We start from the raw sequence: 15,095 nt of genomic DNA on the forward strand, positions 1-15,095 counted from the left end.
CATTGGCCCGTCCCGACGGCTGCGGCGAACTCAGCCCAGCCGGGCCAGTTGGTCCCTGAGCTTGACCAGCGTGGCTTCGAAGTCGGCCAGGCGCTTGCGCTCCTGCTCGATCACGGCGGCAGGCGCGCGGGCCACAAAAGATTCATTGTCCAGCTTGCCCCTGGCTTTGACGATCTCGCCTTCAATGCGCGCCAGCTCCTTGCCCAGGCGCGCTTTTTCTGCGGCCACGTCAATTTCCATAAAGAGGCAAATGTGCGCTTCGCCCACCACAGCCACTGGCGCGGCTTGGGCAGCGGCAGCCCAGGCGGCCTCGTCTTCAAACACCCGCACGTCGTTGAGCTTGGCCAGCGCCTGCAGCACCGGCGCGGCCTGCGTGATAAAGGTCGCCTCGGCGGCTGAGCCGGCAAGGGCAAACAGGGGCAGGCGGGTGGCCGGCGACACGCTCATTTCGCCACGCAGGTTGCGGCAGGCGTCGACCAGTTGCTTGAGCCTGGCCACATGGGCGATAGCTGCTTCGTCGATGCGCTCGGGCTGGCTCACCGGGTAAGCGGCAATCGCCACCGAGGCGCCGGAGCGCCCGGCCACCGGCGCTATTTTTTGCCACAGCTCTTCGGTCACAAACGGGATGATGGGATGCGCCAGGCGCTGGATGGTCTCCAGTGTGCGGATCAGCGTGCGGCGCGTGGCGCGCTGTTGTGCGGCGTTGCCCTGCTGGATCTGCACCTTGGCAATTTCCAGGTACCAGTCGCAGAACTCGTTCCAGACAAAGTCGTAAATCGCAGCGGCGACGTTGTCCAGGCGGTAGTCGGTAAAACCCTGGGCGACCTGAGCTTCGACCTTTTGCAGCAAGGAGACGATCCAGCGGTCAGCAGCACTGAATTCCAGATAGCCTTGGGCGACTCCTCCCACCGCGCATTCTTCCTGGGTATGTTCTTTCAGGCCGCAGTCCTGGCCTTCGCAGTTCATCAGCACAAAGCGGCTGGCGTTCCATAGCTTGTTGCAGAAGTTGCGGTAGCCCTCGCAGCGTTTGGCGTCGAAATTGATGGAACGGCCCAGCGAGGCCAGCGAGGCAAAGGTGAAGCGCAGCGCGTCGGCCCCAAAGGCCGGAATGCCCGCCGGGAATTCTTTTTCGGTGTTCTTGCGCACCTGGGGTGCGGTCTCAGGCTTGCGCAGGCCCTCGGCGCGCTTGACCAGCAGTTCGGGCAAGCCAATGCCGTCGATCAGGTCGACCGGATCGAGCACATTGCCCTCACTCTTGCTCATCTTGTGGCCCTGCGCGTCGCGCACCAGGCCGTGGATGTACACGTGTTTGAACGGCACCTGGCCGGTGAAATGGGTCGTCATCATGATCATCCGGGCGACCCAGAAGAAGATGATGTCGTAACCGGTGACTAGCACGCTGGACGGGAGATACAGGTCGAAATCATCCGTTTTTTCGGGCCAGCCCATAGTGCTGAACGGCACCAGCGCGCTGGAGTACCAGGTGTCGAGCACGTCGTCGTCGCGACGCAGTATCTTGCCTGGCGCCTGGGCCTGGGCTTCAAGCTCGTTGCGTGCCACGTAGACCTGGCCATCCTCGTCGTACCAGGCCGGAATCTGATGGCCCCACCAGAGCTGGCGGCTGATGCACCAGTCCTGGATGTTGTTCATCCACTGGTTGTAGGTGTTGACCCAGTTCTCGGGCACAAACTTGACCTGGCCCGACTGCACCGCGTCGATGGCTTTTTGCGTGATGCTTTTTCCCGTGGGATCCTGGTCGCTGACCTTGGTCATCGCCACAAACCACTGGTCGGTCAACATCGGCTCAATCACCTGACCGGTGCGGGCACAGCGCGGCACCATGAGCTTGTGTTTTTTGATCTCCACCATCAGTTCCAGCGCCTGCAGGTCTTTCACAATCTGCTTGCGCGCGGCAAAACGGTCCATGCCGATATAGGCTGCTGGTGCGTTGGCTTCAATCTTGGCGTCGAGCGTGAGCACGCAAATCATGGGCAGCTTGTGGCGCTGGCCCACGGCGTAGTCGTTCTGGTCGTGGGCCGGCGTCACTTTCACCACGCCGGTGCCAAAAGCCTTGTCAACGTAGTCGTCGGCAATGATCGGAATCGTGCGGCCACACAGGGGCAGCGTCACGTGCTTGCCGATCAGATGGGCGTAGCGCTCGTCTTCAGGGTGCACCATGGCGGCCACGTCGCCGAGCATGGTCTCGGGGCGCGTGGTGGCCACCACCAAACCGGGGGCCATTTCGCCATTCACCAACTGCGGGCCGTCGGCAAACGGGTACAGGATGTGCCACAGGCTGCCGTCTTCCTCTTCGCTTTCCACTTCCAGGTCACTTACTGCGCTCATCAGCACCGGGTCCCAGTTGACCAGACGCTTGCCGCGGTAGATCAGGCCCTGCTGGTACAGGCGCACAAAGGTTTCGGTGACGGTTTTGGACAGCTTGGGGTCCATGGTGAAGTACTCGCGGCTCCAGTCCACGCTGTCACCCATGCGGCGCATCTGGGTGGTGATGGTGTTGCCAGACTTTTCTTTCCATTCCCAGACTTTTGAGACAAAGTTCTTGCGCGCCTCGGCCGGTGTCGGGCCCATGTCGTGGCGGCTGATGCCCTGCGCCTGCAACTGGCGCTCGACCACAATCTGCGTCGCAATGCCGGCATGGTCGGTGCCAGGAATCCAGGCCGTGTTAAAGCCGCGCATGCGGTGGTAGCGCGTCAGGCTGTCCATGATGGTCTGGTTGAACGCGTGCCCCATGTGCAGCGTGCCGGTCACATTGGGCGGCGGCAGCTGGATGGAAAAATTGTCGCCCCGCGCGGCAGCGTCCGCACTCGGTTGGCCCGTACCGCCTGCGCCGGCGATGCCGTAACCGCGCTTTTCCCACTCCGGTCCCCAATGCGCTTCGAGCGCGGCGGGTTCAAACGATTTGGACAGGCTGTTGAGGCCGGGCTGGTCAAGGGTATCGGTCATGGGATGGTGCCAAAAATGACGAACGGCGCCCAACAGGCGCCGCTCAAGATAAAAAGAGGGGCTGGCCGGGATTTTACCGAGCCCGCCTTGCTCCACCCGGGCTCAGGCCAGGGCCGCTTCTGCAGGAGCGACAGCCACTGGTTTTTCCGCCGCTGGCGTGCGGATCAGGTGATCAAAGGCACTCAGCGCGGCTTTGGCGCCGTCACCGGCGGCAATCACGATCTGCTTGTACGGCACGGTGGTGCAGTCGCCCGCAGCAAACACGCCGGGCAGATTGGTGTGGCCTTTGGCGTCCACCACGATTTCACCGAACTTGCTGAGTTCGACCGTGCCCTTGAGCCATTCGGTGTTGGGCACCAGGCCAATTTGCACAAACACGCCTTCGAGCGGCACCAGGTGCTCTTCGTTACTGGCGCGGTCCTTGTAGCGCATACCGTTGACCTTGCCGTCGGCACCGGTGATCTCGGTGGTCTGGGCGTTGGTGTGCACTGTCACGTTGGGCAGGCTGTGCAGTTTCTTGACCAGCACCGCGTCGGCCTTGAGCTCAGGCATGAATTCGATCACGGTGACGTGCTTGACGACACCGGCCAGGTCGATGGCGGCCTCGACGCCAGAATTGCCGCCGCCGATCACGGCCACGTCCTTGCCCTTGAACAGCGGGCCGTCGCAGTGCGGGCAATAAGCCACGCCCTTGTTTTTGTACTCCTGCTCGCCGGGCACGTTGACATTGCGCCAGCGGGCACCCGTGGACAAAATCACGGTGCGTGATTTCAGCGTGCCGCCATTGGCCAGCTTGACTTCAATCAGCCCACCGGGCTGGCTGGCCGGCACGATGGCGTCGGCACGCTGCAGGTTCATGATGTCAACGTCGTAGGCCCGGGTTTGGGCCTCCATTGCAGCGGCAAATTTCGGGCCGTCGGTCTCTAACACCGAAATGTAGTTTTCGATGGCCATGGTGTCGTTGACCTGACCGCCAAAGCGCTCGGCTGCCACGCCGGTACGAATCCCTTTGCGTGCGGCGTACACGGCGGCTGCGGCACCGGCCGGGCCGCCGCCAACGATCAGCACCTCATAGGGGTCTTTGGCACTGAGCTTGGCGGCGTCGCGCGCCGCCGCACCGGTATCGAGCTTGCCGACGATTTCTTCCAGCAGCATGCGGCCCGAGCCGAAATTCTCGCCGTTGAGAAAAACGATTGGCACGGCCATGATTTCACGGCGTGTCACTTCTTCCTGGAAGGCGCCGCCCTCGATCACCGTGGTCTTGACCTTGGGGTTGAGGATGGCCATCAACGACAGCGCCTGCACCACGTCGGGGCAGTTGTGGCAGCTCAGCGACATGAAGACCTCAAAGTTGAAGTCGCCATCGAGCGCCCTGATCTGGTCGAGCACATCGGCCTCGAACTTGGGCGGGTGGCCGCCGGTCCAGAGCAGGGCCAGCACCAGCGAGGTGAACTCGTGGCCGAGCGGCAGGCCAGCAAAGCGCACGCCCTGCGTCTCACCCTGACGCGCCACCACAAACGAAGGCTTGCGGGCATCCACGCCGTTGGTGTCGAGTGTGACCTTGTCGGACAGGCTGACGATGCTCTCCAGCAGTTCGCGCATGTCGACGCTGGTCTGGCTCGCATCCAGCGAGGCAATCAGTTGGATGGGCTGGCGCAGCAGGGCCAGGTATTGCTGCAATTGCGATTTGAGGCTGTCGTCGAGCATGGTTTTCTCCGGTTTCAGGGTGCAGTCCACTGCGACCTTGCGTTCATGACGCAGGCCGTGGAAGCACAAGTTGATGGGATTTGCTGAGGGTAGCGCACGTGCCGGGGGATGTTTCGGCACCTGCGCTGCGCTCAACACCCTGCCGGGTAGGCAGGGGCGGTCAAGCTGATCAGATCTTGCCGACCAGGTCGATCGACGGTGCAATGGTCTTGGCGCCTTCGTTCCACTTGGCAGGGCAGACTTCACCGGGGTGAGCAGCCACGTACTGGGCGGCGCGCAGCTTGCGCAGGGTTTCCTTGACGTCACGGGCAATCGCGTTGTCGTGTACTTCCATGGTCTTGATGACGCCGTCCGGGTTGATCACAAAGGTACCGCGCAGGGCCAAACCAGCTTCAGGGATGTGCACGCCAAAGGCGTTGGTCAAGGTGTGGGTCGGATCGCCAACCAGCGGAAACTTGGCCTTGCCCACAGCGGGAGAGGTCTCGTGCCAGACTTTGTGCGAGAAATGGGTGTCGGTGGTCACGATGTAGACCTCAGCGCCGGCTTTCTGGAATTCGGCATAGTTGTCGGCCGCGTCTTCAACTTCGGTCGGGCAGTTGAAGGTAAAGGCAGCCGGCATGAAGATCACGACCGACCACTTGCCTTTCATGCTTTCGTTGCTGACTTCGACGAATTTGCCGTTGTGGAAGGCTTGGGCTTTGAAAGCGGGAACTTGCGTGTTGATCAATGACATAAGTAATTCCTTGAAGGTTGAAAAAAATAGGTCGGTTGTTTGCCGATAGGATCTATCATAGTCCATTTCTATCGAATTCATGATGCATTATCAATAAGCTATTGATAGTCAAATTTAATGACGCGACGGCGCGCCCTTGCATCGATAAGCGGCATTCAATAGTCCGGATCAATCAAGCGCATTGACAGTACCAATTTGACCAGTCGCTGTTTGGCCATATATGCTGGATTTGTCTTTGGCACATTTTGCTCAAAGCCAATTTCTTTTTTCGTCAACTTCAAGGAGATTTCCATGGCAGCACTCAAAGGCTCGAAAACGGAAGACAACCTGAAAGCCGCATTCGCTGGCGAATCCCAGGCCAACCGGCGTTATTTGTATTTCGCGAACAAGGCCGACGTGGAAGGCCAGCCTGACGTGGCGGCTCTGTTCCGCTCTACCGCGGAAGGCGAAACCGGTCACGCCCACGGTCACCTGGAATGGCTTGAACAATGTGGCGACCCGGCCACTGGCATGCCGTTCGGCGCCACCCGCCAAAACCTGGCCTCGGCTGTCGCTGGCGAAACCCATGAGTACACCGACATGTACCCCGGCATGGCCAAGACCGCACGCGAAGAAGGCCACGACGAGGTGGCCGATTGGTTTGAAACCCTGGCCAAGGCCGAGCGTTCGCACGCCAACCGCTACGCCAAGGCCTTGGCCGAGCTGGTTGATTGATGTTTGAGTGATTCGTGTTGGGCGCTGCCTGCAGCGCCCAATGCCGACCCCAAGTCGCGCGACTGCGCCACGTGCCTTTGCTTTTCCCGAGCCACCACAACCGTCTTGACAAGGAAGATCACCATGGCCACCGAGGGCAATCTGTCAGCACCCACCCGTCATGCGATTGATTGGAAGAACCCCGAGTATTACGACGAAGAAAAAACCTTTGTCGAGTTGGAACGCATCTTTGACATCTGCCACGGTTGCCGCCGTTGCGTCAGCCTGTGCGGCGCATTTCCCACACTGTTCGACCTGGTGGACGAGAGCAAGACCATGGAAGTGGATGGCGTTGACAAAAAAGACTACTGGAAAGTGGTGAACCAGTGCTACCTGTGCGACCTGTGCTACATGACCAAGTGTCCGTACGTGCCGCCGCACCAGTTCAACCTCGACTTCCCGCACACCATGCTGCGCGCCAAGGCCATCAAGTTCAGAAAAGGCGACGTGGGAGCTGCCGAGAAATTTCTGGCATCGACCGACGTGCATGGCCAACTCGCAGGCATTCCGGTGGTGGTGCAGGTGGCCAACGCGGTCAACAAGACCAAGGCGGCGCGCAGCGTGATGGAAAAGGTGGCGGGCGTGGACAAGGACGCCTGGCTGCCCTCCCTGGCCAGCAAAAAATTCCGTTCGGCGGCACCCGAGGCACAAGCCACCATCGTCAAAGATGGCGCAAAGACCCCGGGCAAGGTGGTCATTTTCTCTACCTGCTTCATCAATTACAACGAGCCCGGCATTGGCCTGGACCTGCTCAGGATACTCGACCACAACGACATCCCTTATGTGCTGGTTGAGAAAGAAAAATGCTGCGGCATGCCCAAGCTGGAACTGGGCGACCTGGCGTCTGTCAACGCCAGCAAGGAAGCCAATATTCCGATGCTGGTGCGTTACGCCAGGGACGGCTTTGCCATTCTGGCGGCAGTACCCAGTTGCGCCTTGATGTTCAAGCAGGAAATCCCGCTGATGTACCCCGATGAGGCCGACGTGCAGCTGGTCAAGGAGAGCATGTGGGATCCGTTCGAGTACCTGATGCAGCGCAAGCGTGACGGCCTGCTCAAGGAAGAGTTTCCGGTGCCGCTGGGCAACGTCAGTTACCAGATCCCATGCCATGGCCGGGTACAGAACATCGGCAAGAAAACCGAGGAAATGCTCAAGATGGTGCCCGGCACCACGGTCAATACCTTCGAGCGCTGCTCGGGCCACGCCGGCACCTTTGGCGTCAAGAAGCTGTACCACCAGCAAGCCATGAAAATCGGCAAGCCGCTGTTCAAGGGCATGGCCAGCATGAAAGACGGCAGCAAGCCCGACTACATCAGTTCCGACTGCCCGCTCGGTGGCCACCACATTGCCCAGGGCTTTGAGGTGAACCAGCTTGGTACGCCCGAACTGCAACACCCCTTGAGCCTGATCGCCAAAGCCTACGGACTGAAATAACACGGAACACACCATGCAGATCACCGGCCACATCACCCCCGACAGCCTGATGAGCCTGGAGGCTTACAGCAAATGGCGCAAGGCCAACAAACCCACCGTGATGGCGCACCGCAAGTTGCGCAATGTGCATCTGGGTGAGCACATGACGCTGCAGTTCGAGTCCGAGACCACGATCCGTTACCAAATCCAGGAGATGCTGCGCATTGAGAAAATCTTTGAAGAAGACGGCATCCAGCAGGAAATCGACGCCTATGCCGCGCTCGTACCCGGCGGCGGCAACTGGACAGCGACGGTGCTGCTGGAATACCCTGATGTGAGCGAGCGCAAGCGTGAACTGGCACGCCTGATCGGTGTGGAAGACCATCTGTTTGTCGAGGTGGAAGGCCAAAAGCGCGTCTATGCCATTGCCGATGAGGACATGGACCGTGAAAACGAAGAAAAAACCTCGGCCGTGCACTTTGCCCGCTTCGAGTTGACTCCGGCCATGTGCGCCGCCGTCAAGGCGGGTGCGGCGGTCAAGGTGGGGTGCGACCACACCAACTACCCGGCACATGTGACTGTGGCCGATGACACACTGGCATCGCTGGCTTGCGACCTCCATTAAGCCGGTCAGGGTGCTTATCATCAGGGCCTCCTCGTGAAGCTCTTTTTATGTCCAGGCCCTGACACCCATGCTGTTTTTACTCTCCCCCGCCAAATCACTCGACTTTGCCCCCCCCGCCTCCGACGTGCCGCACAGCCAGCCGCTGTTTGTGTCGCAGGCGCGGGAATTGATCGGCCTGTTGCGCCAGAAGTCGCCCCAGGAGATTGCCAGCCTGATGAGCCTGAGCGACAGCCTGGCGGGCCTGAACGTGGCACGCTACCAGGCCTGGCACCCCAAATTCAGCGCAGAGAACGCCAAGCAGGCGGTACTGGCCTTCAACGGCGATGTCTATGACGGCCTCGATGCCAAAACCCTGAGTGCCGACGAGCTGGCCTGGGCGCAAGACCACCTGTGCATTTTGAGCGGCCTGTACGGGGTGCTCAGGCCACTCGACTACATGCAACCCTATCGGCTGGAGATGGGAACCCGGTTGCCCAATCCGGGCGGCAAGGACCTGTACCAGTTCTGGGGCACACAGATTTCCGACTACCTCAACACCCGCTTGCAGCGCGACAAAACGCCAGTGGTGATCAACCTGGCCAGCCAGGAATACTTCAAGGCGGTGAACACAAAGACCCTCAAGGCACGGGTGATCGACTGCGTGTTCGAAGACTTCAAGGACGGCAAGTACAAGATCATCAGCTTTTACGCCAAGCGCGCACGCGGCCTGATGACGCGCTTTGCCGCCACCCGGCGCCTGAGCCTGCCAGAGCAGCTCAAGGGTTTTGATCTCGACGGTTACGCTTTTGACAGCGGCGTCTCCCGGCCCGAGCGGCTGGTGTTCAGGCGCCGGCAGTAACGCATAAAACGGTGCCATTGCGAACGCAAGTGAAGCAATCCATGACTTGCGGCTGCATGGTCTGCCGAACTGCGCTGCGCAGCGTCGACTCATGATTCGTATGAAATCTCTCGCTCTCTGGGCCGCACCCGTGCGCAACGTCGTCAAACCGAAAAAGCTGGCGCTGGACGCGATCACGAAAAGCACCACAGACCAAGGTTGATACTGGTGGTAGATTCAGGCTGATCAGAGTCCGGTCATGTGACCGGGCGTTTTTACTTGATTGGCTTCTTTGATGACCTCGTCCATCCATTCCCCGCTCGGTCAACCCACACTGTATGCAGACCAGTACGACGCCGCCCTGCTGTTTCCCATCGCACGCGCGCCGCAGCGCACTGAGCTGGGCATCGGGACCACCCTGCCTTTTCTGGGTGCCGACCTGTGGACCGCATTCGAGTTGAGCTGGCTTAATCTGCGCGGCAAGCCGCAGGTCGCACTGGCGCACATCACGGTGCCCTGCGAGTCGATCAACATCATCGAGAGCAAATCGCTCAAGCTCTACCTGGGCAGCTTCAACAACACCCGCTTCCCCGATGCCGCCGAGGTCCTGTCCCGCCTGCGCGCCGACCTCACGGAAGCGGCCTGGCGCGGCGGCATCGTGCAGTCCAGCGTGGGCGTGCGGCTGGTGGCACCCGAGTGGTTTGATCGCGAGCCGATCGAGGAGCTCGACGGCCTGAGCCTGGACCGGCTGGAGCTGGACTGCGACCGCTACACGCCCGCCCCCGAACTGCTGAGCGCAGCCACCGAAGAGGCCCCGGTGACCGAAGTGCTCACCAGCAATTTGTTGCGCAGCAACTGCCCGGTGACGGACCAACCCGACTGGGGCAGTGTGCAGATCAGCTACTTTGGCCCGCAAATCGACCAGGCCGGACTGTTGCGCTACATCATCAGCTTTCGCAATCACCAGGGTTTTCATGAACACTGCGTGGAGCGCATGTTCATGGACATCCAGTCACGGTGTCAGCCGCACAAACTCAGCATTTATGCCCGCTATACGCGCCGCGGCGGGCTCGACATCAACCCGTTTCGCACCAGCTACCCACAGGCCCTGCCTGCCAATCGCCGCAATGCACGGCAGTAGTCAGGAACCCGCGCGCACAGCAATAATGGGAGCCTGCCGGTAATGCACCATCTCTGGGCTGGAATGGCACCAGCACCTTTTGACAAAATAAAACCATGACAAGCATTGCAACAAATACCAACATGAACACGGTTGAGGGTTTGCTGGGACGACTCGAGCAACTCAATGACATCGGTGTGGCGCTGTCCAAGGAGCGCGACATCACGCGCCTGCTGGAATACATCCTGATGGCGGCCAAAGGCATCACCCGGGCTGACGGCGGCACCATATACAGCAAGGTCGTGGGCGCTGACAGTTTGCGCTTTGAGATCATGCGCACCGATTCGCTGAACATTGCCATGGGCGGCAGCGCCGGTCAGCCAATCAACTTCGCCGACCTGCCGTTGACCCATGCCAACGGTACACCCAACGACTCGCTGGTCGCCGCCTATGCGGCCATTCACACGGTCACCGTCAACATAGAAGACGCTTACAGCGACCCGAATTTTGACTTTTCGGGCACCCGCAAATTCGACCAGAACACCGGCTACCGCTCGCAATCCTTCCTGACCGTACCCATGTGCAACCAGGACGGTGATGTGATTGGTGTCCTGCAATTGCTCAATGCCCTGGAGCCCGGCAGCAACGAGGTCACCACCTTCTCCAAGGCCGACCAGCAACTGGTGGAATCGCTGGCGTCACAAGCGGCCATTGCGCTGAGCAACCGCTTGCTGATGAAACAGCTGGAAGATCTGTTTGAATCCTTCATCAGCCTGATCAACATGGCCATTGACGAGAAATCGCCCTACACCGGCGGTCACTGCCAGCGGGTGCCGGCCCTGACCATGATGCTGGCCGATGCCACGGCACAACACCAGGAAGGTCCGCTGGCTGGTTTTTCCATGACCGAAATGGACCGCTACGAACTCAAGATTGCAGGGCTGCTGCATGATTGCGGCAAAGTCACGACGCCGGTACACGTGGTGGACAAGGCGACCAAGCTGCAAACCCTGTATGACCGGATCGACCTGATTGACACGCGTTTCGAGGTCCTCAAACGCGACGCCGAAATTGAGGCACTGCGCCAGCAACTGGCGCTGCGCCCCTGCGTTGATGCCGCAGCAGAACGTGCGGCCACATGCAGCCTGCAAAGCCGGCTCGACACGCTTGACGCTGACCGGGACTTTTTGCGCACCGCCAATTCAGGCGGTGAGTTCATGAGTGATGCTGCCGTGGCCCGTGTCCGGCATATTGGCAGCCATTACCAATGGCGCAACCCCGAACACCGGCAAACCGATTTCCTGTCGATCGACGAGGTCGACAACCTGTGTATCCGCAAAGGCACCCTGACTGCGGCCGAGCGCGACACCATCAACTACCACATCGTGGCAACCAACAAGATGCTGGAGAAGTTGCCCTGGCCCAAACACCTGCAAAACGTACCCGAATATGCCGGCGGCCACCATGAACGCATGGACGGCAAGGGTTATCCCAAAGGACTCACGCGGGAACAGATGTCGGTGCAGGCGCGCATCATGGGCATCGCTGATATTTTTGAAGCCCTCACCGCTTCGGACCGGCCCTACAAGCTGGGCATGAAACTCTCGCAGGCCATCAGCATCATGGTCAAGATGAAAGAAGACGGCCATATTGACGCCGATTTGTTTGATGTTTTCATCCAGCAAGGTGTCTACCTGCGTTATGCCCACGAGTTTGTCGACCCGATGCAAATTGACGAGATTCGGCTGCCGTCCTGAAAATTCAATTTTTCCAAAGACATGTGGCGTACCACGGATAATTCGCGCATGCCAACACCTTCTGCCTCCCCTCCCCGTTTCTCGCCGCGCACCATTGGCATAGCGGCTGCCGTGATCACGGTGCTGATCTGGACATCGTTCATCTTGATCGCCCGCGCCTCGGCGGATCCAGCGCGTGGCAATCTGCTAACACCGCTGGACATTGCCTACTGCCGCATCGTCGGCGCGGCGCTGCTATTGCTGCCCTGGGGTGCCTACCTGGTGCGCCGGGACCGTGCCGACGGCATGGCGGGCGCTTCCTGGCTGGGGGTGTCGCCCCTGTCCCTGCGCATCACGATCTCGATCGGCTTTTTTGGTGGCCTGCTCTACGCCTTATTGGCCTACAGCGGCTTTGTCCATGCACCGGCGCTGCATGCCTCGGTGCTGATGCCGGGCAGTTTGCCTCTGTGGACGGCCCTGCTGGCAACCTGGCTGCTGCGCGATCACATCACCCCCGCACGTGCCGTGGGGCTGGGACTGATTGTGCTGGGTGACCTGCTGGTGGGGGGCTTGAGCCTGTTGCGTGCTTTTGAGGGGGGTCAAGTCTGGCTGGGTGATCTGCTGTTCATGAGTGCCGCCCTGTGCTGGGCCACTTACAGCGTACTGGCGCGTCACCACCGGCTGGATGCGGTGCGCGCCACCATCGCCGTCACCACCTTTGCCGCCGTCTCATATGTACCGGTGTACAGCGTGCTGGCCCTCACGGGGGTGGTGCCAGCCCATGTCTTTAGCGCACCCTTCAAGGAGGTGCTGTTTCAAATGCTGTTCCAGGGCTGGGGGTCGGTGGTGATTTCGGGCATCACATTCACGCAAATGATCCGTTACTTTGGCCCGGTGCGCTCGACCATGATCACGGCCCTGGTACCGGGTTTGTCGGCCATTGGTGCCGTGCTGTGGCTGGGTGAGCCCCTGCATTGGAACCTGGTGGCCGGGCTGGTACTGGTGACCACAGGCATTTTGTTCGGGGTACGCGCATCCAGTCTGGCATGCGCCCCCGGCAAGGCGGCGCACAACTTGCAACCCAGCGCGGGGAGTTGATCGATGAAGCACGAGGTAACCGCATGAATTTGCTGGCCTTTGACACCAGCACCGACACCATGTCCATTGCCGTGCAAAGCGGTGCGGGTGAGGCCTGTCTGCTGTACCAACACACGGCCGCGGGCGGCGCACACACCTCCACCCATTTGATTCCTGAAATCCAGCGACTCATGGCACTGGCACAACTGCGCTTTGAGGATCTGGACGCCATTGTGTTTGGTGCCGGACCCGGCTCGTTTACCGGCTTGCGCACCGCCTGCTCGGTGGCCCAGGGCCTGGCCTTCGGTGCAGCGGTGCCGGTGCTGCCGGTCAACACCCTGCTCGCCGTGGCCGAAGAAGCCCGCTGGCAGAACGCTGCCAGCCCAAGCTTTGCCGTGACCGCCCTGCTCGACGCCCGCATGGACGAGCTCTACACGGCGGGCTATGTTTTTGCGACCGGCCACTGGACGCAGGACAAAAGCGAGCGCCTGATCAAGCCGGAAAGCCTGGACTGGAACGGCACGGATGTGCTGGCTGGCAATGTCTTTGCAGGCTATGGCGCGCGTTTGCCACCGCAGGCAGCACAAACGCTGGCGCTGCCGACCGCCACGGCGCTGCTGCGCCTGGCCCCCGCCCTGCTGGCCTGCGGAGCCGCCGTATCGGCCGAAAACGCGCTGCCCACCTACATTCGCGACAAGGTGGCACAAACCACACTGGAACGCAGCGCCAGCAAGGCACTGGCCGGGGTCGCGCCATGAGCACACCAGGTCAGGCTCTGCAGGTCCGTTTTGAGACCATGACCGAAAGCCATCTTGATGCGGTCACGGCGCTGGAACAGCAAGCCCACCCGCACCCTTGGCAGAAGCGCCATTTTGTCGACTGCCTGGCCAGCGCCTACGAGGCACAACTGCTCATGGCGGGTGACAACTTGCTGGGTTATTTTGTGGCGATGAAGGGGGTTGATGAAGTGCATTTGCTCAACATCACGGTTGCGCCACCGTACCAGCGTCAAGGTTGGGCCCGCATCATGCTCGATGCCCTCGTCCTGTGGTCCAGCGGCCAGGGTGCGCAATGGCTTTGGCTGGAAGCGCGCCACAGCAACACCCGGGCCATCCATATTTACCAAGCCCACGGCTTTCGCCACGTCGGCGTGCGCCGCCAGTATTACCCGGGCACCTCGGGGCAGCGTGAAGATGCGGTGGTCATGAGCCTGCCACTCCATGCCACGCCAAGCCAGGAGCCCTCGTCATGAGCCTGGTGCTGGATGCGCGCCAGCGTGCCATGCTGCTGGAGATGGGGGTGCACGTCTGGCAACCCCTGAATGTGCCCGAGTCGCAAGCCCTTTTGACCGACAGCGTCAGCCCCCCGCCGCGGGCTGAAGTGGCAGCCTTGGCCTTGCCTGTTGCCCCTATAGCGCCGATGGCGGAAGCCAGCCAGCCGGTCAGTCCGGAGCCAACCCTGCGCGCACCGGACCCGCTGCCAGGCCCGACCCGGCTGACGGAACTGGCCAGCGGCATTGCCCATATGGATTGGCCCGCATTGACCGAAGTCGTGCGCCACTGCCAGGCCTGCGCCATGTGCCTGGGGCGGCGCACACCGGTGCTGGCAGCACCACGACAGACCAGCGCCTGCGACTGGCTGCTGGTGGGTGACCCCCCCGATGAAGCGCAGGAGCGTGCCGGACAGCCCTTTGTCGAGGAAGCCGGTCAATTGTTGGACAACATGTTGCGCGCGGTGGGTGTGCAGCGCTGGAACCATGAGACTGGCGCGGACCAGGGGGCCGCGTCACGCGCCTATCTGACCCATGTGCTGAAGTGCCGGCCGGCCCTGATGCGTGCCCCGAGTGCGAGCGAACTCAGCACCTGCGCCCACTTCCTGCGCCGTGAAATCATCCTGACGCAACCCAGGGTGATCATCGCCATGGGGCGTTTTGCCATGCAACTGCTGCTCAGTGAAACCCCGTCCGAGCAAGCCAGGTTGCCGCTCGGCAAGTTGCGCGGCCAGGTCTGGCGTTTTGCCGGTGTGCCTGTGGTGGTCACCTATCCTCCTGCTTACCTGTTGCGCAACGGCCAGGACAAAGCCAGGGCCTGGGCCGACCTGTGCCTGGCCCGCGCCGTGGCCACGGGCAGCCTGGCCACCCCGTAAAATCA

14 protein-coding genes are annotated in these 15,095 nt (G+C 61.0%); 10 read left to right on the forward strand and 4 right to left on the reverse strand.

Annotated features, from left to right (window positions below; genetic code table 11):
• Nucleotides 1-30 precede the first annotated feature (30 nt).
• The 4 genes from NDJ10_RS03560 to NDJ10_RS03575 all read right to left on the reverse strand — a co-directional run bounded on the left by NDJ10_RS03560 (nt 31) and on the right by NDJ10_RS03575 (nt 5,697).
• The gene (locus NDJ10_RS03560; RefSeq protein ID WP_296159748.1) at nt 31-2,964 is read right to left on the reverse strand and encodes a valine--tRNA ligase; all 2,934 of its coding nucleotides are present in this window, start codon (nt 2,962-2,964) and stop codon (nt 31-33) included.
• A 102-nt stretch (nt 2,965-3,066) separates the two neighbouring features.
• Complete coding sequence (gene ahpF / locus NDJ10_RS03565; protein ID WP_296159749.1) at nt 3,067-4,671, reverse strand: alkyl hydroperoxide reductase subunit F; 1,605 nt, start codon at nt 4,669-4,671, stop codon at nt 3,067-3,069.
• A 169-nt stretch (nt 4,672-4,840) separates the two neighbouring features.
• Nucleotides 4,841-5,404 carry an alkyl hydroperoxide reductase subunit C gene (gene ahpC, locus NDJ10_RS03570; RefSeq protein ID WP_296159750.1) on the reverse strand — a complete coding sequence of 188 codons (564 nt, stop codon included), beginning with the start codon at nt 5,402-5,404 and terminating at the stop codon, nt 4,841-4,843.
• A gap of 155 nt (nt 5,405-5,559) precedes the next feature.
• Complete coding sequence (locus NDJ10_RS03575; protein ID WP_296159751.1) at nt 5,560-5,697, reverse strand: hypothetical protein; 138 nt, start codon at nt 5,695-5,697, stop codon at nt 5,560-5,562.
• Between NDJ10_RS03575 and NDJ10_RS03580 the strand changes: the two genes are divergently transcribed.
• From NDJ10_RS03580 to NDJ10_RS03625, 10 genes are all read left to right on the forward strand, one after another.
• Entirely contained in the window at nt 5,696-6,118 is a 423-nt protein-coding gene (locus NDJ10_RS03580) for a rubrerythrin family protein (protein ID WP_296159752.1), read from the forward strand. The two genes, NDJ10_RS03575 and NDJ10_RS03580, sit on opposite strands and share 2 nt — an antisense overlap.
• A gap of 123 nt (nt 6,119-6,241) precedes the next feature.
• Nucleotides 6,242-7,591 (forward strand): heterodisulfide reductase-related iron-sulfur binding cluster, encoded by a 1,350-nt coding sequence (locus tag NDJ10_RS03585; protein ID WP_296159753.1) that lies wholly within the window; start codon nt 6,242-6,244, stop codon nt 7,589-7,591.
• A 13-nt stretch (nt 7,592-7,604) separates the two neighbouring features.
• Nucleotides 7,605-8,195 carry a DUF3501 family protein gene (locus NDJ10_RS03590; RefSeq protein ID WP_296159754.1) on the forward strand — a complete coding sequence of 197 codons (591 nt, stop codon included), beginning with the start codon at nt 7,605-7,607 and terminating at the stop codon, nt 8,193-8,195.
• 67 nt (nt 8,196-8,262) lie between these two features.
• On the forward strand, nt 8,263-9,033 hold the full coding sequence (gene yaaA, locus NDJ10_RS03595) for a peroxide stress protein YaaA (RefSeq protein WP_296159755.1): 771 nt from the start codon (nt 8,263-8,265) through the stop codon (nt 9,031-9,033).
• Between the two features lie 274 nt (nt 9,034-9,307).
• The gene (gene queF / locus NDJ10_RS03600) at nt 9,308-10,153 is read left to right on the forward strand and encodes an NADPH-dependent 7-cyano-7-deazaguanine reductase QueF (RefSeq protein ID WP_296159756.1); all 846 of its coding nucleotides are present in this window, start codon (nt 9,308-9,310) and stop codon (nt 10,151-10,153) included.
• A gap of 122 nt (nt 10,154-10,275) precedes the next feature.
• Nucleotides 10,276-11,889, forward strand: coding sequence for an HD family phosphohydrolase (locus NDJ10_RS03605; RefSeq protein WP_296159757.1), 1,614 nt, complete (start codon nt 10,276-10,278; stop codon nt 11,887-11,889).
• A 48-nt stretch (nt 11,890-11,937) separates the two neighbouring features.
• Entirely contained in the window at nt 11,938-12,966 is a 1,029-nt protein-coding gene (locus NDJ10_RS03610; RefSeq protein ID WP_296159758.1) for a DMT family transporter, read from the forward strand.
• A gap of 23 nt (nt 12,967-12,989) precedes the next feature.
• Nucleotides 12,990-13,703, forward strand: a complete 714-nt coding sequence (gene tsaB / locus NDJ10_RS03615; protein WP_296159759.1) for a tRNA (adenosine(37)-N6)-threonylcarbamoyltransferase complex dimerization subunit type 1 TsaB — start codon at nt 12,990-12,992, stop codon at nt 13,701-13,703.
• The gene (rimI, locus tag NDJ10_RS03620; protein ID WP_296159760.1) at nt 13,700-14,197 is read left to right on the forward strand and encodes a ribosomal protein S18-alanine N-acetyltransferase; all 498 of its coding nucleotides are present in this window, start codon (nt 13,700-13,702) and stop codon (nt 14,195-14,197) included. The genes tsaB and rimI overlap by 4 nt, the downstream gene beginning before the upstream one ends.
• Nucleotides 14,194-15,090 carry a uracil-DNA glycosylase gene (locus NDJ10_RS03625; protein WP_296159762.1) on the forward strand — a complete coding sequence of 299 codons (897 nt, stop codon included), beginning with the start codon at nt 14,194-14,196 and terminating at the stop codon, nt 15,088-15,090. Before rimI ends, NDJ10_RS03625 begins: the two co-directional genes overlap by 4 nt.
• Nucleotides 15,091-15,095: the final 5 nt, after the last annotated feature.

The sequence above is a fragment of the Rhodoferax sp. genome (genome assembly GCF_023700745.1).
Lineage (GTDB): Bacteria > Pseudomonadota > Gammaproteobacteria > Burkholderiales > Burkholderiaceae_C > Rhodoferax.